Below are 19,552 nucleotides of genomic sequence, written 5' to 3' on the forward strand. Positions count from 1 at the left end.
ATTCGAAAGACCTAATTAACAAATTAAATTCTGTTTAAGAATAAAAAACAGAATTTTAATAACGCTGAGTAATTTATTGAAGCCTTATGCGACAAAGGTTGTGAAGATTTTGTTATGTGTAAAAAACGCCCATATTGGTTCTAGATAACACTTCTGTTTTGAGGTTATTGCGTCTTTTTAAGGCTGAGCCTATTGTGAAACTAACTTAACGAGTAAGAAGGGTGTGTAATGAAATTTTCCCAACAACACTTAGATGAATTAAATCTTCTTGTCCAATTTGACATCAGCAGTGCTGCAACGGGTATTAAGGTACATAGCGAAGCGGGAGAAGCCATACAAGCTGCCGCAAAACGACTCTATGATAAAGGGCTATGCACATTGCCTGATGGTGGATACCTGACTGATGAGGGTATCGAAATGGCTGAAAACGCTGATCGTATTTTAAGAGTACTAACTGCATAAACATCCTTAAGACAATAAAGAAAGAGCGCCAATGGCGCTCTTTTTGTTTTTACTGGTCTAAGTCCAGTTAGCTTGCATCACTTTGTGCTGCACTCTCGATCTGCAAAGCGGAAGGTTCACTTAACGAAGTGTTTTCTACAGGTGTTGAAGTACTTACGGGAGCTTCAACTTCGCTTGCTGTTTTATTTTCTGGCGTAACCTGAAGCTGTTTTAAAGAAGCCACCAACTCATCCATACGGCGAATATACTGCTCATCACGCGTTTTCTGTTGCTGAAGTTGCTGTTCTCTGGCTGAGGCTTGTGCAAGAGCCTCAACTTGCTTCTTGTTGTCCGCTTCTAACGTCTCGACTTTGAGCGTTAACGCACTTAACTGCTCTTTTAGGGCATTGGTTTTATCCGCTGCAACTAAACCTTCCACACTGGTTAAAATACGTTCTGCCTGTTCACGCAACATAGTGTCACGATAGTCTGAACCGTCGATTTTCTGAGAGATAGCAAACAAGTTGTTTTCCATTTCCAGCACTATAGGCTCGAACTTGTTGTCTTCAATAGCTGCCAACAATTTTACCTGATGCGCCACTTGAGCGACGTGTTTTAATTCGAACTCCACTCGCTTAACAGCATTTTGAACACTTTGTGTATCTCTAGGATTGGTCGAAACGACATTCGTCGCTAGAGTAATCTCTCCTTCTACTCGGTCAAAAGTTAACGGAGCAACGCGAGACAATCCTTCTTTCTTAAGTACTGCTGCTTGCTTCTCTAAAGGTTCGATATAGATTTTGTGGTTAACCTTAACCTCTAGTAGTTTCGCTTTAGCTAGGAATTTCACTTGTTTTTCCTGCGCCGACTCCAGCTTGTCATCACGTACATCGATAAACAAACTGCGATAGTCCGCATCTACTTTCTTGTAGTCAGAAGGGAAATAACTAACGGTTGCAATACTATCTAAATAAACCATTTGTGCGATTGCGTCGGCTAATGCGTTATCCGCCTTCAGCTTAAATCCCTGAAGCTCGCTATACGAGGTATCAACCTTAGCAATGTTCTCTTCAAAGACTTGTTTATAGCTCTTGCTTGAAAACAGCGAGTAGTCTTTTTTAATCAATGCAGGTTCAGATTCGATTTGTTTATAAACCTCTGTCGAACCTAACCATGCATCCGCTAGCTGGCGGAAATGGGTTGGTGAATACAAGGCTAAGTTGTCGCTGTCTTTTAGTATTTCCAACCAACTTTGGTATACCTGATCGACCTCAGCAAACTGAGTTTCTACGGATTGTTCAACATGATTTGTTTCTTGGGTAAGAGAAACGGGTTCCGATGTACTTTGACATCCGGCAAGCGTAAAGACGACTACTGAAGCCAATAGTGTCATTCTAATATTTGTCATTGATTAGACCTTATTATTTTTACAACTGAATAGTGTCAACCTGCATCACTACCTTTACCTTAACGAAAGCAAGATGTCTTAAAGAAAAGACAGTGTGCTATGGCACTTTAATTCATAGACCAAAATAATAAAACACAAACTTTTCATAAATATAGATTACAGAATGAACACCTAAATTGGTGCCTGATAAAAAACAAATATCATCTATGCTGATGCCTTAGTTTCTACTAGCCAAACATCCTCGATAAAGCCCTCTTTTAGATTACCGCCATAAAATTTAAATATTCTTTAAAAACCACAAAAACATATGAATTTAATTGGAAACTGAAATGGTAATTAACGTTGTAATAGTGGCATACAGATTATTAGTCCAAGAGGATAAAATCATGTTAGTTTCACGGTTATCAGAAGAATTCATAACTCAAAAAGCAAAAGAAAACTGGCTCTCATATTGGAAATACTTTAGTAAAAGTAGCCACGAAAAATGCTCAGTACCTAACTGTGCCAAAAACCACAACCAAGCCATTTTTGTTGCTGACCCTAATGATCAGGAAGAGTCGATCTACGTGGTCCCGCTATGCACAGAGCACGGTAACAACGAATGCAGCCAATTAGAAATCCTAGACAACGTTGAACTTGTCCCTATCGGATTTACTTTATAGCGATTATCCATCAAATAATAAACGAAGTACTCCAAAGGATTACGATATGCTCGTGAACAATATATTAGATAGTGAATCAAATCTGATAAATGAATTCTCTGATTCAAAAAATAAGTTAAAAAATACATTTTGTGCAGAAGTAAATTGTACGAATAAATATACGCGTCAGGTTCTGGTTAAGAGCAAAAGCCCAAGCGATTCAAATAGCCAAGCTGACGATGTATTTCAGATACCTCTTTGCCAGCATCACTACGAAAACTTCCACAACCCAATTGAGCTGGAAAATGATATCGAAGTAGTTCCAATAGGTTTTGATCAACACTGATTTGATTGTAGGGAATTGTTGGTGGGCAATGGGAGATGTTTTCCATTGCCTTTTTTTATTGAATAGCTAATGCGTAGGTCAGCGGTTAAGTAAGTTTAGCTGCGCGATCAACCAAGTTGCAGCCAGCAAATCGGCGCTTCCGCCTGGGCTTAGATTTTTTTCTACCAGTTGTTTATCGTAATCCTGCATTCGCTGTTCAAAATCATCATCATGAATATTACAGCTTGCCAGCAGAGATTTAGACTGTGCTTTTACATATTCAAGTCCTTCAAGACCGCCTCGGTGAACCAAGTTTGAATCTTCATTGCACGACATGATCGTCAACAAGGTCTTAAACATCGCTTGCTCTTCAGACGAACCTTTATCGATTGCGAGTTCATAAGTTGGCAATGCGCAGTCGAAAATCATAGGGTAGCCGTTTGCTGCCTCCCCTCTTATTCCGGCTAATCCATAACGGCGGTATATTTGTTCTCCTGCCGTAACGGGAATTTTGTTTGAATGCTCAAGCTCATCGGTAACCAACTGAGCACAGCACTCTTTGATTACCGATTGAATTCGGGAAGATGCAAAGGTGGATTCTTTTCTATATAGCCAGCCAACTGCGCCACAAATCAAACCAAGCGTAAAAATCATACCTTTGTGGGTATTTACACCTGCAGTCGCGGCGAACATTGCTCTCTCAGCTTCTATACCAATTTTTCGAAGGTTAGGAAGGAGATTTGCGGGCGAAGTGATGTATTGATCGTAGCCAGATTTAACAAACTTCAGCATGTAGGGGCGTAGGCTATTTGCACTTGCAATAAAGGTATCAATGTTCATATCACTATGAGCGCCAGTGGATACACAGTCAACCAAGCCTGGTTTTGGCGTCAGATGAACTTCAAGCATCATCGCGTGATAGGCCAAATTCCCCACCAGTTCGCAAATATTGAGTTCAAATGTCCCATAATCTGTTTTCTGATATAAACAACAGTCGCTCAAAAGCCAACGTAAAGAATTAGTGGTATTCATGAATAATCTCACTCAATTTGTCAATCAGGGCTGGAAGTGGATGAACTCGGTTACGAGCACATAATTTTGCGTCTTTGCCACAAATGAAACACCGTCTTCTTGCCAATCCGAGCTGGTCACGAGAAAGCACCACGCCTTGTGAATCAAAAACATCGATATCGAATAAACGACCTAACGGATGCGTATCTTCCACCTCAATCATCAGACGCTTTAACTGCTGAGGAGAAATGCCGCCAACCGCACTAATCGCTTCACAGCCACAATCATTGATGAACGACTGACTAATAAAACTCGAACAGCCAGAGTGCATGCATGCCTTTCTGATTTGTTCCTGACCAGCTTTAAATCCGATTTGAGATATTTGGTTTAGTTTGACACTGCCGGGCATGTTAATCGTAAAGCTCACGATGGGCAGAGAATGGGTCGAAACCCATTCTCTTTGCCGTTCAGCTCGAAGCTCTCGATTCTCTAAGACCTGCTCTAGGGTGATTGCTGGTCCTCGATACACGATTTACTCCTTAACCTGACGAATCACATCAATGACAGAACCGTCACGGTAACGAACATAACCAACGACTTTGTCTAAGTACTCAATCGGCTTTGGTTTGCCTGTTAACGACTCAGCTCGTTGCTGCAACTCATGGATATCGGTGGTCTGAATACCTGCGTTTACTAAGCGAGCCTTAACTTCTTCTCTATTTGGATTTACAGCAATGCCATGGTCGGTGACCAATACGTCAATTTGTGTCCCTGGAGTCACAACATTCAATACCGAATGCACAACGGTTGGAATTCGACCACGAATTAGCGGAGCGACAACGATAGTCAAATTTGCTGCCGCAGCAGTATCACTGTGACCGCCAGAAGCGCCTCGGATTACACCGTCTGAACCTGTGATAACGTTGACGTTAAAGTCGGTATCAATTTCTAGCGCACTGAGGACGACAACATCCAATCGATCAACCATCGCACCTTTAGATGAAGGGTTTGCGTATTGATTGGCAGAGATTTCAATGTGATTGGGATTGCGAGCCAATGAATCAGCGGCAACGGAATCGAATGACTGCACATCAAGCAGTGTTTTAATCAACCCTTTTTCGTGCAGAGCTACCATAGTGGCCGTAATACCACCCAGGCCAAAATTCGCCGTGATATTACCTCTAACCATCTTATCTTCTAAAAAGCGTGTTACCGCTAGAGATGCACCGCCAGAACCGGTTTGCAAGTTGAAACCATCTTTGAAATAACCCGAATGCTCAATAACGTCAGCAGCTTTGCGAGCAATTAACAATTCGCGAGGATTGGTTGTCATACGCGTTGCATCACCGCCAATCTTAGAAGCGTCACCCACCTCTACCACTTTCACAATCGCATCGACTTGGTCTTGGGCGATTGACGCTGGAGTATTTGGGAAATCCACAAGAGACTCCGTAAGCACCACCGTCTTTCTCGCATACTGAGCATCAATTTGAGCATACCCAAGAGAACCACAGCGAGACTGACCTTTTACAGCATTGGCATTACCAAACTCGTCGCTACTTGAGACACCGACAAACGCGACATCGATATTCAGTTCACCACTTTGAACTAAGTGAACACGTCCGCCATGGGAGTGAATATGAACAGGCTCAGCCAGCAGACCACGAGACACTTCTTCGGCCAATTGCCCACGCATTCCGGATGTGTATATTTTTTTCACTACGCCATTTTTAATATGTTCAACAAGCGGTGAATGAATATCAGAGAGTGAACTTGACGCTAAAGTGAGGTCTTTAAAGCCCATCGTAGCAATCACATTCATTACCATGTTGATGGTTTTGTCTCCTCCTCGAAATGAGTGGTGAAACGAAATAGTCATACCATCAGCAAGACCTACGCTTTTGATTGCCTCTTCTAAGGTTTCAAAGAGTTTACGACTTCTCTTGGTATCTCTGTTTAGCAGATAAGAAGTCAGTTGATGCGCACCAGAATATGGCAACAGTGTTGGACATTTCTCAACATCAATATCTAGTTCACGATCAATTGCATTAGTTATAGTTGTCATCATATTGGCCTACTGTCTGATTCCTGATTTCGCACGTTGTAGTGTCCACCGAGCACGCTCTATGATTGGTGCGTCGACCATTTTGCCGTTTAGTGACACAACGCCTGAGCCTTGGGCTTCTGCCTCTGCCGCCACTTCAATAACGGCATTTGCGTAATCAACTTCTTTTTGGGTTGGAGCAAAGATGTTGTGAATAATTTCGATTTGGCGAGGGTTAATCAGTGACTTACCGTCAAAGCCCAGAGATTTGATGTGCTCAGCTTCGTGAATGAAGCCTTCTTCATTGTTTGCATCGGAATAAACCGTATCAAAAGCCATAATTCCTGCGGCTCTTGCCGCTTGAAGAATAGAACATCGCGCAAACAAGAGTTCCACACCTTCAGCCGTGCGTTGAGTTCTAAGGTCGCGAACATAGTCTTCTGCACCCAAAGCGATACCTATCAATCGACTTGATGCTTTTGCAATTTCGACTGCATTATTGATACCCATAGCAGATTCAATCGCAGCAAGCATTTTGGTACTGCCAATTTCACGGCCAAACTCCATCTCAGCTTCCGTGATGAGTTCTTCCATATTATGAACATCTTGAGCACTGTCCGTTTTAGCAAGACGCACAGCATTCACGCCTGCTTTCACCACCGCTTTGACATCGAGTGGACCAAAGTCAGTATCCAAACCGTTAACACGCACGATGGTTTCAATGTTTTTATACATTGGATGTTGAAGGGCATTGAAAACGAGCATTCTTGCCGTGTCTTTCTCACGAATTGATACAGAATCTTCCAAATCAAACATGATGGCATCTGGGTTATAGATAAAAGAGTTGCTCAACATCGCGGCATTTGACCCGGGGACAAACAACATACTTCTGCGCAATTTGCTCATTTTAATCTCCCCCAAACAATATCGCTGCCGGCGGTTGCTCGAATCACCGCGGCTTGTACTCTTGCTTTGATGACACAGTCCAAAGCACCTTTGTCGTTGATCTTGACCAACGCAGACTGAACGCCCATCTCTGACAATGTGCTGATGACCGTATTTTTGATTAACTCTCCAAATTGCTTTTCAACGGAACTGGTAATTTCTATATCCAAACTCTTTGTGGCTGACGGGACTATTTCGACTAGTAAGTCGCTAGATTCCAATGTTCCAGCGTATGATCGCTGATTGATTATCATGTATGCACCTCATGAATCCCATTTCGGATGGCAGAAAATTGAATAAAGGCAAAGAATGCTCAATGCCGAATAACTAACGCCTATTCTCTTTGCTATCCGCTATGTTTTTGGCGATGCTAATCATGTTTAGTCGGAAGCTAAAAACCATTAATGATTTAAATGGTTTAAATTGTTCCGTTTGGTAGGAAACAAAAAAGCGGCTAAAGATATCCTTAGCCGCTTTTCAAATTAAGAAATGATTAATTAGACTTTACATAGACTCGTTCAGGACGGCCCACTCTGCCATGCTCATTTTCAGCATCTAAAAAACCATTAGCTGAACAATACTCTAAATAACGTCTTGCTGTTGTTTTACTTATTCCGACCTGTTCACCTAGCCTTTCAGCTGTATATTTAATCCCAGTATTTTCAATAAAAGTCTGTTTTATTTTATCTAAAGTCAATTCACCAATGCCCTTTGGTAACGTATTGGCAGACTTCTCTCTAGCCTGAATATTAAAAAGGTCATCGACGTGGCGCTGACTAATATTATCATAAGCATTCATTGCACTATGATATTGAACGTAGCGGTTTAATGTATCCTTTAAGCGAACATACGACACTGGTTTCAATAAATAATCAAAACATCCACAGTGCATTGCCTCTTTAACCGTTTCCATTTCGCTTGAAGCGGTGATCAATATAACATCAGGTTTTGAGTCAGACTTGTCTGCAACAATACTTCTTAATAAGTCGATGCCTAAACCATCAGGGAGAAAGTTGTCTAATATAATTAAGTTCGGTTTATTAACCTTCAGCATTGTTTTAGCCATGCTAATAGTATTTGCGATACCCACAGGTCTAAAACGCATCATCTGTCTTAAAAACTGAGCATGTAATTCAGCAATTCCAACTTCATCTTCAACGATTAAAACATCTATAGAGTCCATCATCGGTTACCGTTCTTAGGAATAAAAATAGAAAAAATAGTGCCCTTAGGCTCTGCGTTGTCGACCAAGATGACGCCACCCGCGTTAGTTACATAACGGTTAATCAGATACAGGCCAATACCATGACCTTTATCATCATTTTTACTTGTAACTCCTCGGTTGAAAATGGTCCCTGCTATTTCGGGATCAATACCGCAACCATTATCCCCAATTTCAATAACTAATTCTTTACCTGCATCTGTAATAAGTAACGTTATTACTTTATCGCTCTCAGGGTTTTTAAGCGTTGCTTCAAATGCGTTATCGATCAAGTTACCTATAATTGCAGATAATTCATCATCATCAATATTGTCCGGCAAATTATATAACTGACAGGTAGGATCAAACTGTAACTGAAGTCCCAGTTCTTGAGATCGAGCATATTTCCCAAGTAGAATTCCAGCCACTTGTTTGCATTTTATTCTTGAACGTATGAAATCAATAAGTTGTTGTTTCTTAGTATTTTCATTATTGATCAATGAGAGCGCTGATTCATATTCACCGATTTCAATCAACCCCGATATTGTTGATAGTTTGTTAGCATGTTCATGCCTCATCACTCTTAAATTATCTGTATATTGTTTGATTTGAGTCAATTCTGCCGTTAGCGAATTTATATCATTTTTATGTCTAAAACTAATGACCCATCCAATTAACAAGTCTCTATCAAAGATAGCCACTCTATTAGCTATGAGTGTTTTCCCGTTAATAGATACGATCTCATCCTTTATATTTTCTTCATAAGGAGTTTGAAAAAAGAATTGGGTATGATTTAGGTATTCCAATATGCTTCTATTCTTTATTTCACTCACTTCTTTATCTGTTCCTAACAAATCGATCGCACTTTTATTTACTGCGAGAATCTTGCCAGTTTTATCGATAGCGATAATCCCTTCATAAACGGATTGAAGAATAGAGCGCTGTAAATAGAGTGCTAACGCAATTTCTGCTGGTTCCATTCCGTTCATTTTCTTTTTGATGTGACTGGAAAAAAGCCAGGCACCGATCAGCGTCAAAAGTAGAATAGCACCCAGCTCAAACGAAACCGGTTTGGCATAAAATACCAGCCATTGGTCAAATCGGTTAAACAGGTAACCAACTGAGGCAACCCCAATAATTTCACCATCGAAGTCAACAATGGCACTTTTACCACGAACGCCATATCCCAAAGAGCCCTTGCTAACCGAAATATAGGATTCTCCGTTTTCCAATGCCGCCGCATTATCCCCTCCTTGCATTGGTAAGCCAATCTTCTCCTTAACCGGATGAGATAATCGAGTGCCGTCATCATCACCAATAACAATAAAGCTCGCGTCCGATATTTTCGTTAAGCGATTAATAATTCGCTCTATAGCAGGGATGTTTTTGATCCTCACTTCCTGAATTAAGTTCGGGTCGCTAGCAATTTCCTTTGCTTGAATTAACGCTCTTGTTCCAACTTGATGTTCCAACGTATCTAGTAAGGACTGATGAAAGTTCACACCCATGAAAATCATCTGAAGGCTCATAAGAGCAAAAATAAGAAGAAAAACTTTGACGCGAAAAGAAGCTCCAGTCTTCATCTTTTCCATCATATTCATACATTTATTTCCTTATTATTAAGTAGTGCGAACTTATAAAGTGCTCAATTCAGATACGAATGTTAGCCCGTTTCGCCAGCCAAGTTAGTAATGTGTATCAAAAGACAATAAAAACGCAGAGAGGGAGAACTCAGTCTCCCTCCTTAGTTATTGATTTTCGGAAATATTAACCAAGCACATATTTAATCATTACACCGGCGGCAACCGCTGATCCAATAACGCCCGCAACATTGGGACCCATTGCATGCATAAGCAGGAAGTTTTGCGAGTTCGCTTCTAAACCAAGTTTGTTTGAGACGCGAGCTGCCATTGGAACTGCTGAAACACCTGCGGACCCTATGAGTGGGTTAACTTTTTCAACACAAAGTCTGTTCATAAGTTTCGCCATCAATAGACCTGCTGCGGTTCCCACACAGAAAGCAACAATACCCAGAGCTAATATTCCCAGTGTTTGTGGTTGCAAGAACTTATCTGCCATAAGTTTCGAACCCACAGACAACCCAAGGAAAATGGTCACAATGTTGATTAGAGCATTTTGTGCCGTGTCAGAAAGGCGCTCAACCACACCACATTCGCGCATCAAGTTACCAAAACAGAACATACCCATCAGTGGCGTCGCTGAAGGCAGTAACATTGCAATAAGAACCAGCAACATTAACGGGAAACACACTTTCTCTATCTTGCCGATTTTGCGCAGTTGCTTCATTTCGATTTTGCGTTCTGCTTCCGTAGTCAGCGCACGCATGATTGGTGGCTGAATCATAGGAACCAGTGCCATATACGAATATGCCGCTACCGCTATTGCACCTAAGAGTTCAGGAGCGAGCAGGCTCGATACATAAATAGCCGTAGGTCCGTCTGCGCCACCGATGATGCCAATCGCTGCAGCTTGAGCTACTGTGAAATCCATTATACCCAACTGACTCAGTCCAAGAGCGCCTAATACCGTTGCAAAAATGCCGAATTGCGCGGCGGCACCCAGTAATAGAGTTTTAGGATTGGCCAGCAAAGGACCGAAGTCTGTCATAGCGCCAACGCCCATAAATATCACTAAAGGCCCAACCCCAGACGCAATGGCGACATGGTAAAAGGTATACAACATGCCGTCAGAGTATTGATATTGCTCCGCAAGCAAACCCAAATGCATCTTTTGCTCAGGTGTAGCCATTTGCAATGCATGCTTAATAGCATCCGGTGTTGACTCAACAACGTTGAGTATCTGCGCGAATGCTTGCATTACATCTGCTTTACCTGCATGAATGGCGGCATCTACCGCATTAATGGCAAGATTCGCATCAGGCAAGTTTGAAAGAATGCCACCCAACCCGATAGGCACGAGCAACAATGGCTCGAAACCTTTCACGATCGCTAGATAGAGCAAGATCATACCAATGACGATCATCAGAAATTGGCCCCATTGCAGGTGGAGAATGCCAAAATCACTGATTAAGCCGATTACACTGTCCATTTCAGATCCTTATGCCAATGCAAATAGTTCATCACCGACCTGAACCGCATCGCCTTCTGATACAGCCATTGACTCGACTTTGCCGTCACGGAACGCCTTAATCTCGGTTTCCATTTTCATTGCTTCGAGAATTAACAGTGTTTCGCCTTCTTTTACCATGTCGCCGATTTTCTTGTGGATCTTCCAGATGTTACCCGCTAGCGGAGCGGAAACTGGTTCAGCCGAACCCGATGAAACGACTGGTTGAGCTGCGGCAACAGGAGCACTCGTTGATGCGGCCAAAACTTCAGGATCAGCACCTTCGTTGATTTGAACCACGTAAGCCTGATTGTTCACGTTGACTGTATATACAGCTTTGTCTGATGGTTTTGCTGCTTTTGCAGGGGCTGCCACTTCAGCAACAGTTGGAACTGGTTCAAAAGCTTCTGGATTATTGCGATTAGCCAAAAACTTCCACGCTACTTGATCAAATAGAGCGACAGTAAGTACATCATCAATGGTGTTTTCAGCAAGCTCGATGCCTTTTTCCTGCGCCTGATTAACCACCGATTCCATTAGCTGGTCGATTTCAGGTTCAATGAGATCTGCTGGTCGGCAAGTGATCACTTCAGCGCCATCAAGTACACGTTTCTGTAACTCTGAATCAACGGGTGCTGGTGTTTTACCGTACTCCCCTTTTAATACCCCAGCCGTTTCTTTGGTGATGGTTTTATAACGTTCACCCATCATGACGTTGATTACGGCTTGTGTACCAACGATTTGCGAAGTTGGTGTTACTAAAGGGATATAACCGAGATCTTTTCTGACTCTTGGAATTTCAGTCAGTACTTCATCAATACGATCCAGCGCGTTCTGTTGCTTTAACTGACCTTCCATATTGGTAAGCATGCCACCCGGAACTTGAGCAACGAGAATACGTGAATCTGAGCCTTTTAATTGGCCTTCAAAAGCATGATATTTCTTACGAACATCTCTAAAGTAAGCCGCAATACTTTCCAACTTCTCAATATCTAGCCCAGTATCACGATCAGTTCCTTTCAATGCTGCCACAATCGATTCAGTCGATGGATGACCATAAGTACCGCTCATCGAAGAAATTGCGGTATCAACACGATCAACACCAGCTTCAATCGCTTTAAGCAACGTCATATCCGCCATGCCCGCAGTGGAGTGGCAGTGAAGATGAAGCTCAACATCGACGAGTTTCTTCAGATTGGTTACTAGCTCGTACGCTTCGTACGGAGACATAACCCCAGACATATCTTTAATCGCAATCGAACTTACGCCACATTCCAGAAGCTGTTCTGCTACATCAACCCAAGATTGCATGGTATGAACAGGACTGGTTGTATAACAGATGGTGCCCTGTGCATGTGCGCCTTGATTGTTTACCGCTTGGATAGCTCGTTTCATATTACGAGTGTCATTTAATGCATCAAAGATACGGAAAACATCCATGCCATTTACAACGGCACGTTCAACAAACTTATCAACAACATCATCAGCATAGTGGCGATAACCTAGGATATTTTGACCACGCAATAACATTTGTTGTTTGGTGTTTGGCATCGCCTTTTTTAACTCTCTTAGGCGTGCCCAAGGGTCTTCACCCAAGAATCGAATGCAAGAGTCAAAAGTCGCACCACCCCAAGATTCCAGTGACCAATAGCCAATTTCATCGAGCTTAGATGCTATGGGTAACATATCATCCAATCTCATTCGCGTAGCGAGTAGTGATTGATGTGCGTCACGCAATGCAACGTCAGTAATACCGAGTGGTTTAGCTATTTTAGACATATTAAATTCCTCTAACCTCAAGCCTGAACTTGCTTATTAATTTTTTGATTGTGGTGGTGTAGTACTGCGGAAATCGCGGCTACCAAATTGTCGTCCTGCGCCCCTGCAGAAACCGTTTGTTTCGCAGAGCCAACGGTTTTCTCGGGGGGTGAAAACTTAATCGATAAAGTGGACAGCAGGCGGGTTGCAGCGACTAGGAGCGCCAGAAAGCAAAAAACGAATCCCATGCCTAGAAGCATAAGATTGACGCCTTCAAGAATAATTGGACCTTCGTTCATCTTTCGAACCTTTGGATATTGAAAGTCCAAATAGTCTAACGAAATAAGAGGAATGGACTTCGTGAAGCACATCATTCAATTGGAACCATTAAACGTATTAAATGGCGTAAATAAATTTAATTGGTTGCACCTGAATTTCTATTTGAAATTGAAGTAACCATTCGAAGAAATAAATTCATTTAATCCATTAACAACACAAGATTTACCGCAATTTGTATTTCACTCCTCAGTTCCGAGGCAAACCTGTCATTAGCATTAGTGGGATATTGGTCTGAAGAGGAAAACTCATTATGGGGAGTGCTATGTCTCTGTACGATGTTCATCAAATTTCTTTAAATAATCTAAAGCGACAATCTCAATTAACAAGAAAATATGAACTTCCTTTAATTATCGTCAAAACTAATATTTCCAATGAGCTTAATGAAAATGAACAGGCTCGTTTCGTTTATAAGTTGGCGTTAGAAGAAGTGAACAAGAAATTAACGCTCTTGAATGCAATGGTGTTAGAACACGAAGATGCCACTAATCGTTCGAATCTAGAATCGGTCTTTGTGGTTAGAGGTGTCACTACGTCGAACTTAAAACGTGCAATGGTGAAAATTGAAAACAGTCACCCACTAGGCAGTTTGATCAACATTGATATTATTGACCCGCAAGGCTATGCGGTTTCGAGAAGAGGTTCTCAGATGGAACCTAGACGCTGCATCCTGTGCCAGTATCCAGCCAGCTACTGCTCTATGAATCACCGTCATTCTGTTGAGGAAATAAAACACAAAATCAAATCTATCATCGCACAGTATTAACTCTGTGCGAGTTCCCCCCAATAAAAACATAACCGCTCTTGACTGGGAACTGGCTGCCGATTATTGAGGTCTTTCAGTTCTCTTCTTATTAAAAATAAACAATGCTATCAGCTTAAACTCAATTGCTCTGCCTGAGCGGTTCTTAGCGCTGCTTGTTTTCTCTTCGCGTGATATGCAGAAGTATCTTCCATAAACAGTTGATGCAGATAAGCGTAAGTCGTTTCTGGAACAATTTTCTCAATCGCTTGCCAGTTGTTTTCAAACAAATACTTTCTGACTAAGGAAGCAGATATTGGTGACTCTTCTTCTTCACAGCGTGGAATTTCCACATAAGTAACTTTAGGACTGTCAATGGTTGGAGTCGACAACCACTGATGCATTTGCTGATTGTAGAAACGGGTTACCTTACAAATAGGTTCTGTACCCACATATCGGTGCGTGATACCCAAAGCTGGGGCGATATACTGCCGAAATATTTGCAAATCAACCGCAGTGTGGCAGTAATTAATTACCCCCTCATCCTTTAGAAAATAGCTCGGGAACGTTGCTCTGGATATGATGTAGTCAGAGCCGGCATGAACAGTAACATTGTTAAACTCTTTCACTCCCGCTTTGATCATATTTAGGCGATCTAAATAGGAAAAGAAAGAGCGGTCTTCCTTCACAACAAACAGATGTACCCAATCACAGTTTTCTGAAGCGTGCTGTACTAAATAGCGATGACCATTAGTAAACGGATTGGCATTCATCACAATACTGCCAATCTTTTCACCAGGTTGAGCGAAGCTACTTAACTTTTCGCAATGTTCTTGCAGTCTTGTTTTACTGTTTTCCAGAAGGACAACTCTGTCTTTTACGGCGGTAAGTTGGTGGAATCCCGCCTCGTGGAACATACGGTAGTTATCTGGTTTGGTGTAGATAAATAGGTTGTATCGACCCATATCATAAGCATGCGTGACCACTTCGGTGAGTAGTTGAGTCGACAGGCCTGTTCCTTGGAAGTTGGGAGAAACCGCTATAGACTTAAGGGTGTTTCCAGCCAGCCCTGCGCATCCAACAATTGCGTTAGAATTCAAAGCAATGACAAAGAACTCGACATCAGCATCTATCCCTAACCCCATACTAAGCAAGAACTGCCGCACCTTTTCCATTTGGCTGCTATTTTGAGTGTTAATTTTCTGGAATTGGTATGTATCAAACACAGCGATCTCTCAACAACAAAACGGATAACGAATTATCTTAAGTCCAATAAATAATTTAGTGACTCTCAAGCAATCTATAAAGAAGCATTAAAACTGTTTATGGCGTTTATGAATTTATTCTCACTGAGTGAGTATCTCGCTCTAAATTGAAAACCCATTCATAAACAAAAAAGAGCCAGCTCAGACAAATCCGAGCTGACTCTTGGTTCACTGTTGAGATACCATTTAAGCTACTTGAGCTTGTTGTTTACGGTTACGTAGCATACCAATAAGAGGTAGCGCGATTGACAATACAGTAATAGCAATGAGCACTTGAGCAACGGTTGAGTGAGTAAAGATCGACAACTCTTGGTTTGAAATTCTAAATGCTTGACGGAATGACTGCTCCATCGTGCCACCTACGATACAAGCAAGAATCATCGGCGCTGTAGGCACATGAGCACGCTTCATCACTACCCCTGCAACACCTAAGATAGCTAGGATGTAGAAATCAATAACCGAGTTACTAATTGCATAACAACCAATGAACGCAAGGCCTAGCACAATTGGGTAAAGCATTTTTGGTGGAATCGCTAACACACGAACCAATGCACCCGCAAGTGGGATATTCACTACCGCTAAGATGATGTTAGCAACAAACATACTCGCGATTAGGCCCCATGCTGTTTCTGGGTACTGCGTAAATAGAAGCGGCCCTGGTTGGATACCCAACATCAATAACGCACCCATCATCACAGCTGTCGTACCAGACCCAGGAACACCCAGTGACAACATTGGGATCATTGCACCGATAGACGCTGCGTTATTTGCAGATTCTGGTGCAGCTAGCCCCTCAATAGCACCTTTACCAAACTCTTCGCTATTTTTAGATAGTTGCTTCTCATTGTTGTAGCACATAAGCGATGCCATCGTACCGCCAGCACCAGGTAAAGAGCCGATAATAAACCCGACTGGAGCACTGCGTAGAATCGGCCATTTTGAACGAGACCAATCGTCACCGCTGATCCAAATACGTTTGAATTTGGTCTGCGCTTTTTTCGTGCCTTCGCTCAATGAACGGAAGCTCTTAAACACTTCACCTAGTGCGTAGATACCAATGATGACCACAAGGAAATCGACGCCAGTTTGAAGTTCAAGGTTACCAAAAGTAAAACGTTCAACACCGGATTGCGCATCAATGCCTATGGTCGCGATTGCTAAGCCGATCACCATAGAGAAGAAGCCTTTGAGCATGTTCCCTTTCGACATAGACGCTGTCATAGAAAGCGCGGCGACCATTAACAAGAAGTACTCAGCAGGACCAAATTTTAAAGCGAAACTCGCCACAGGCTCAGCCAATAATGTCATCAGGATAGCGGCGATAGTACCGCCAACTAATGATGCTATTGCAGAAATCGCCAGTGCAGATTCAGCACGACCTTGCATTGCCATTGGGTAGCCGTCAAACGTTGCGGCCAAGGCTGCACCGTCTCCCGGAGTGTTAATCAAAATGGAGCTGCGTGAACCACCGAACATCGCACCTATATAAACACCTGTCATGGTGATCAATGCAGCCGTAGGTCCCATCGCAAAAGTCATTGGCAATAGCACCGCAACACCTGTCGCAGGGCCTAAGCCAGGCAACATACCGACGATAGTACCCAGTACACCGCCCACAGTCACAAGTAATAGATGGTAAGGCTGTAAAGCAACGCCAAATCCATTCATTAAGTTAGATAAAATATCCATCATAATAGTTCACCCTATTCCCCGAATGGTAATGGTGGAAGGCTAATACTTAATAGCGTGTTAAATATGAAATAAACACCCACGGAAAATAACAGCGAGATAACAACACTTTTTTTCCACATATCTTTCCCGCTAGTAATAGTCATCATTACAACCATAAATAGAAATGTACTGATAACGTATCCAAGATGTTCAAATATAAGAGCGTAACCAACTGAAAGAATACAGGTATATAAAATACGACGACGGTCATTCTTCTTGCTAGCATCTTCATTTATTAAGTTTTTATATGCTTGTACTGAAGCGTTAAAATTACTTTTAACGAGTAAGAGCACACCAATTAAAAATGAAATTGCGGATACACCAAGAGGGAAATAAATCGGATCCATAGGATTACCAAATGCAGCTCTTGGCATCGAATACGACATATATCCGTAAATAACGCCAAAGCCTATTGCAAATAATCCCGTAAATGCGTCCCAGTTAGGACTGACATCATTTTTCTTCATAGGAACAAGACCTTATTGCTAGATTTAATTATTTTTAAATCAAGAATAAGAGGGAATATTCCCCTCTTATGTTGTAGATACAAAAAATTATTTTTTAGCGAAAATTTCGTCTAAAATTTCTTTATATTGATCGTTGGTTTTGGCTAAGAACTTAGTAAAATCTTCACCGTTTTGATATGCGCCATCCCAACCGTTACGTTTACGAGCTTCAGCCCATTCAGGTGTTTCCACCATGGTTTTAAGCGTTGTGCCCCAGTAAGCAACCGCGTAATCAGGCATATCTTTTGGTCCGAACAGACCACGCCAGTTTTCAAACGTTGTATCAATACCTTGTTCTTTCACTGTCGGGATATCCGCGATGACACCTTCGCCAACACGCTTGTCTGCAGTTTGTGCTAATGCACGTAAGTTACCGCTTTTCACCAACTGAACTACGTCACCAAGCCCTGTAGAGATAAGGTCTACGTGTCCACCCAGTACTTGAGCAACCGCGCCGCCGTCTTGGAAAGAGATGTAGTCAATTTGATTTAACTTCGGTACACCAGCAGCTTTAGCGACCATAAGGAACTGAATGTGATCCATACTACCCGCAGAAGAAGTACCACCAATTTTCACGGATTTTGGATCCTTTTTTAGAGCATCCATCACTTCTTTAATAGAGGTATATTTGGAGTCTTTAGAAACAACAAACGCACCATAGTCGGTAATTAATCGAGCGAGAGGAGTGGTATCTTGGTAGCTATATTTACTTGCTCCGGTTAAATGTGTGAGCAAAATTGGTGGAGAGTAAACAGAAATTAAATTGTCCTTACCCATCTGAGTCTGCATGTATGCAAGGTTCACTGCACCGCCGCCGCCAGGTCGGTTGGTAATCGGCATATTAGATTCGACTAGCTTGGTATCTTTCAGCGTTTTTGCGACTGTACGAATGGTTAAATCCCAGCCACCACCAGCACCAGCAGGAGCAATAAAAGACATCGTTTTAGGTGGGTAGTCTTTTGCTACTGCACTACTCAACGGCATAAATGCAACAGAAGCTAGGGCTGTACCAATCATTACACTTTTGATATTCATGTTCATGGAAATTCCTATTATTGTTATTGGAAACTATCCAACGCTTCACTAATTTTTCTTCATCAGTTTTGCGTCGATAAATTAATTATCCATGAGATATGTAATGTTATTTGTGAGTTAAAACTCTTAAGAATAGTTCTTTAATGCTGAAAATGGCGTTAATGAATTTTAGTAATCACCAATCTTCAGAGAACAATTAGTATTTAGGCGATACAAACGATAGTATTTGGCTAAAACCATTATTAAAGGTAACACAATGAAACGAATCGCTATTATTGGAGCCGGCTGGTTGGGTCTGCCATTAGCCAAACAGCTAGATACGCTAGGCCATTCGGTGATCGCAAGCAGGACGTCTGACTCAGGTTTGTTAGAACTGGAAAAAAACGGAATCGCTGGTTTTGTTTGTGACCTCAATAACCCTCAAGCTCTTGCTGATACGCTTTCCGAATACAACATTGATACCGTTGTTGGTAGCTTTCCTCCGGGCTTTCGCCGTGGACAAGGGGATGAATACATTACCCAATGGCAAGCTTTAACCGAGCAAGCTAGCTCTGCGGGAGTCAGTAAGTTGGTCATGATAAGTTCAACCACTGTCTATCCAGACCGCGCTCAAGACATGTATGAACAAGATGCTTCTCTTGAACTGGCTACAAATAACGATGAATTCTCAGCCAATGCGAAGAAGATGTTGCAGGCGGAACAAACTGTAATAGACTCTGGCTTGGATTACGTCATTGTTCGATGCAGTGGTCTTATTGGACCCGATCGCCACCCTGCCCGCTTTGCTTCAAGGTTAAAACAGGTCAGTCGATTGGCACCAGCAAACATGCTGCACCTTTATGATGCTATCGGAGCGACGGTTTTTGCTATCGAGCACCTCAACCATACGGTAGTCAATGCCACCACTCCTGCGACAGTAAGCAAAGCCGAGTTCTATCAAGCCGCTCTTAAAGCCGCAAATTTGGATGAAGAACTCCCTCCGATTGTTGATGTTGCAGACAAGCGAATTGTCAGCGACAAACTCATTAAAGCGGGATACAAGTTTCACTATTCTCACACTCTGGAGGCCTTGTAAG

General features: G+C 42.2%; 20 protein-coding genes. 5 read left to right on the plus strand and 15 right to left on the minus strand.

What is annotated here, in order from left to right:
• The first annotated feature begins 228 nt into the window (after positions 1-228).
• On the plus strand, positions 229-462 hold the full coding sequence (locus AAGA51_RS09015; RefSeq protein WP_042482070.1) for a TIGR02647 family protein: 234 nt from the start codon (positions 229-231) through the stop codon (positions 460-462).
• Between the two features lie 67 nt (positions 463-529).
• On the opposite strand, the gene AAGA51_RS09020 is transcribed toward AAGA51_RS09015, so the two are convergent.
• Entirely contained in the window at positions 530-1,849 is a 1,320-nt protein-coding gene (locus AAGA51_RS09020) for a hypothetical protein (RefSeq protein WP_042482068.1), read from the minus strand.
• Between the two features lie 386 nt (positions 1,850-2,235).
• Here AAGA51_RS09020 and AAGA51_RS09025 point away from each other — a divergent pair, with 386 nt between their 5' ends.
• Positions 2,236-2,511, plus strand: coding sequence for a hypothetical protein (locus tag AAGA51_RS09025; protein ID WP_042482211.1), 276 nt, complete (start codon positions 2,236-2,238; stop codon positions 2,509-2,511).
• A gap of 46 nt (positions 2,512-2,557) precedes the next feature.
• Positions 2,558-2,836 carry a hypothetical protein gene (locus AAGA51_RS09030; protein ID WP_042482066.1) on the plus strand — a complete coding sequence of 93 codons (279 nt, stop codon included), beginning with the start codon at positions 2,558-2,560 and terminating at the stop codon, positions 2,834-2,836.
• A 78-nt stretch (positions 2,837-2,914) separates the two neighbouring features.
• Here the strand turns inward: AAGA51_RS09030 and citG are convergent, their stop codons facing one another.
• From citG to AAGA51_RS09080, 10 genes are all read right to left on the minus strand, one after another.
• Positions 2,915-3,847 (minus strand): triphosphoribosyl-dephospho-CoA synthase CitG, encoded by a 933-nt coding sequence (citG, locus tag AAGA51_RS09035; protein ID WP_052404560.1) that lies wholly within the window; start codon positions 3,845-3,847, stop codon positions 2,915-2,917.
• Positions 3,834-4,355 (minus strand): citrate lyase holo-[acyl-carrier protein] synthase, encoded by a 522-nt coding sequence (citX, locus tag AAGA51_RS09040; protein ID WP_042482063.1) that lies wholly within the window; start codon positions 4,353-4,355, stop codon positions 3,834-3,836. Before citX (AAGA51_RS09040) ends, citG begins: the two co-directional genes overlap by 14 nt.
• A gap of 3 nt (positions 4,356-4,358) precedes the next feature.
• Positions 4,359-5,828: a citrate lyase subunit alpha gene (gene citF, locus AAGA51_RS09045; RefSeq protein WP_042482207.1), complete on the minus strand. Its 1,470-nt coding sequence runs from the start codon at positions 5,826-5,828 to the stop codon at positions 4,359-4,361.
• A 72-nt stretch (positions 5,829-5,900) separates the two neighbouring features.
• Positions 5,901-6,776, minus strand: a complete 876-nt coding sequence (citE, locus tag AAGA51_RS09050; RefSeq protein ID WP_042482061.1) for a citrate (pro-3S)-lyase subunit beta — start codon at positions 6,774-6,776, stop codon at positions 5,901-5,903.
• Entirely contained in the window at positions 6,773-7,069 is a 297-nt protein-coding gene (gene citD, locus AAGA51_RS09055; RefSeq protein ID WP_042482059.1) for a citrate lyase acyl carrier protein, read from the minus strand. Before citD ends, citE begins: the two co-directional genes overlap by 4 nt.
• Before the next feature lie 239 nt (positions 7,070-7,308).
• Positions 7,309-8,001, minus strand: a complete 693-nt coding sequence (locus AAGA51_RS09060) for a response regulator (RefSeq protein ID WP_042482057.1) — start codon at positions 7,999-8,001, stop codon at positions 7,309-7,311.
• Positions 7,998-9,617 carry an ATP-binding protein gene (locus AAGA51_RS09065; protein ID WP_156102008.1) on the minus strand — a complete coding sequence of 540 codons (1,620 nt, stop codon included), beginning with the start codon at positions 9,615-9,617 and terminating at the stop codon, positions 7,998-8,000. The genes AAGA51_RS09060 and AAGA51_RS09065 overlap by 4 nt, the downstream gene beginning before the upstream one ends.
• Positions 9,618-9,783: 166 nt before the next feature.
• Positions 9,784-11,085 carry a sodium ion-translocating decarboxylase subunit beta gene (locus AAGA51_RS09070; protein WP_042482055.1) on the minus strand — a complete coding sequence of 434 codons (1,302 nt, stop codon included), beginning with the start codon at positions 11,083-11,085 and terminating at the stop codon, positions 9,784-9,786.
• A 9-nt stretch (positions 11,086-11,094) separates the two neighbouring features.
• Positions 11,095-12,882 (minus strand): sodium-extruding oxaloacetate decarboxylase subunit alpha, encoded by a 1,788-nt coding sequence (oadA, locus tag AAGA51_RS09075; protein ID WP_042482053.1) that lies wholly within the window; start codon positions 12,880-12,882, stop codon positions 11,095-11,097.
• 17 nt (positions 12,883-12,899) lie between these two features.
• Positions 12,900-13,160, minus strand: a complete 261-nt coding sequence (locus AAGA51_RS09080; RefSeq protein WP_042482051.1) for an OadG family protein — start codon at positions 13,158-13,160, stop codon at positions 12,900-12,902.
• A gap of 302 nt (positions 13,161-13,462) precedes the next feature.
• On the opposite strand from AAGA51_RS09080, the gene citX (AAGA51_RS09085) reads away from it, so the two are divergent.
• Positions 13,463-13,963, plus strand: coding sequence for a citrate lyase holo-[acyl-carrier protein] synthase (citX, locus tag AAGA51_RS09085; protein ID WP_167828592.1), 501 nt, complete (start codon positions 13,463-13,465; stop codon positions 13,961-13,963).
• Positions 13,964-14,070: 107 nt separating this feature from the next.
• Here the strand turns inward: citX (AAGA51_RS09085) and citC are convergent, their stop codons facing one another.
• From citC to AAGA51_RS09105, 4 genes are all read right to left on the minus strand, one after another.
• Positions 14,071-15,165: a [citrate (pro-3S)-lyase] ligase gene (gene citC, locus AAGA51_RS09090; RefSeq protein ID WP_042482049.1), complete on the minus strand. Its 1,095-nt coding sequence runs from the start codon at positions 15,163-15,165 to the stop codon at positions 14,071-14,073.
• A gap of 225 nt (positions 15,166-15,390) precedes the next feature.
• Positions 15,391-16,896: a tripartite tricarboxylate transporter permease gene (locus AAGA51_RS09095; protein WP_081878659.1), complete on the minus strand. Its 1,506-nt coding sequence runs from the start codon at positions 16,894-16,896 to the stop codon at positions 15,391-15,393.
• An 11-nt stretch (positions 16,897-16,907) separates the two neighbouring features.
• The gene (locus tag AAGA51_RS09100) at positions 16,908-17,402 is read right to left on the minus strand and encodes a tripartite tricarboxylate transporter TctB family protein (protein WP_042482047.1); all 495 of its coding nucleotides are present in this window, start codon (positions 17,400-17,402) and stop codon (positions 16,908-16,910) included.
• A gap of 87 nt (positions 17,403-17,489) precedes the next feature.
• Positions 17,490-18,482 carry a Bug family tripartite tricarboxylate transporter substrate binding protein gene (locus AAGA51_RS09105; protein ID WP_052404558.1) on the minus strand — a complete coding sequence of 331 codons (993 nt, stop codon included), beginning with the start codon at positions 18,480-18,482 and terminating at the stop codon, positions 17,490-17,492.
• Positions 18,483-18,732: 250 nt separating this feature from the next.
• On the opposite strand from AAGA51_RS09105, the gene AAGA51_RS09110 reads away from it, so the two are divergent.
• Positions 18,733-19,551 (plus strand): NAD(P)H-binding protein, encoded by an 819-nt coding sequence (locus AAGA51_RS09110; protein WP_042482046.1) that lies wholly within the window; start codon positions 18,733-18,735, stop codon positions 19,549-19,551.
• Position 19,552: the final 1 nt, after the last annotated feature.

The sequence above is a fragment of the Vibrio diazotrophicus genome (assembly GCF_038452265.1).
Taxonomy (GTDB): Bacteria; Pseudomonadota; Gammaproteobacteria; order Enterobacterales; family Vibrionaceae; genus Vibrio; species Vibrio diazotrophicus.

Bases quoted from the DNA above. Each gene is read 5' to 3' on its own strand.
- AAGA51_RS09015 (WP_042482070.1), top strand. From the start codon at position 229: ATGAAATTTTCCCAACAACACTTAGATGAATTAAATCTTCTTGTCCAA.
- AAGA51_RS09020 (WP_042482068.1), bottom strand. From the start codon at position 1,849: ATGACAAATATTAGAATGACACTATTGGCTTCAGTAGTCGTCTTTACG.
- AAGA51_RS09025 (WP_042482211.1), top strand. From the start codon at position 2,236: ATGTTAGTTTCACGGTTATCAGAAGAATTCATAACTCAAAAAGCAAAA.
- AAGA51_RS09030 (WP_042482066.1), top strand. From the start codon at position 2,558: ATGCTCGTGAACAATATATTAGATAGTGAATCAAATCTGATAAATGAA.
- citG (WP_052404560.1), bottom strand. From the start codon at position 3,847: ATGAATACCACTAATTCTTTACGTTGGCTTTTGAGCGACTGTTGTTTA.
- citE (WP_042482061.1), bottom strand. From the start codon at position 6,776: ATGAGCAAATTGCGCAGAAGTATGTTGTTTGTCCCCGGGTCAAATGCC.
- citD (WP_042482059.1), bottom strand. From the start codon at position 7,069: ATGATAATCAATCAGCGATCATACGCTGGAACATTGGAATCTAGCGAC.
- AAGA51_RS09060 (WP_042482057.1), bottom strand. From the start codon at position 8,001: ATGATGGACTCTATAGATGTTTTAATCGTTGAAGATGAAGTTGGAATT.
- AAGA51_RS09065 (WP_156102008.1), bottom strand. From the start codon at position 9,617: ATGAATATGATGGAAAAGATGAAGACTGGAGCTTCTTTTCGCGTCAAA.
- AAGA51_RS09070 (WP_042482055.1), bottom strand. From the start codon at position 11,085: ATGGACAGTGTAATCGGCTTAATCAGTGATTTTGGCATTCTCCACCTG.
- oadA (WP_042482053.1), bottom strand. From the start codon at position 12,882: ATGTCTAAAATAGCTAAACCACTCGGTATTACTGACGTTGCATTGCGT.
- AAGA51_RS09080 (WP_042482051.1), bottom strand. From the start codon at position 13,160: ATGAACGAAGGTCCAATTATTCTTGAAGGCGTCAATCTTATGCTTCTA.
- citX (WP_167828592.1), top strand. From the start codon at position 13,463: ATGTCTCTGTACGATGTTCATCAAATTTCTTTAAATAATCTAAAGCGA.
- AAGA51_RS09095 (WP_081878659.1), bottom strand. From the start codon at position 16,896: ATGATGGATATTTTATCTAACTTAATGAATGGATTTGGCGTTGCTTTA.
- AAGA51_RS09100 (WP_042482047.1), bottom strand. From the start codon at position 17,402: ATGAAGAAAAATGATGTCAGTCCTAACTGGGACGCATTTACGGGATTA.
- AAGA51_RS09105 (WP_052404558.1), bottom strand. From the start codon at position 18,482: ATGAACATGAATATCAAAAGTGTAATGATTGGTACAGCCCTAGCTTCT.
- AAGA51_RS09110 (WP_042482046.1), top strand. From the start codon at position 18,733: ATGAAACGAATCGCTATTATTGGAGCCGGCTGGTTGGGTCTGCCATTA.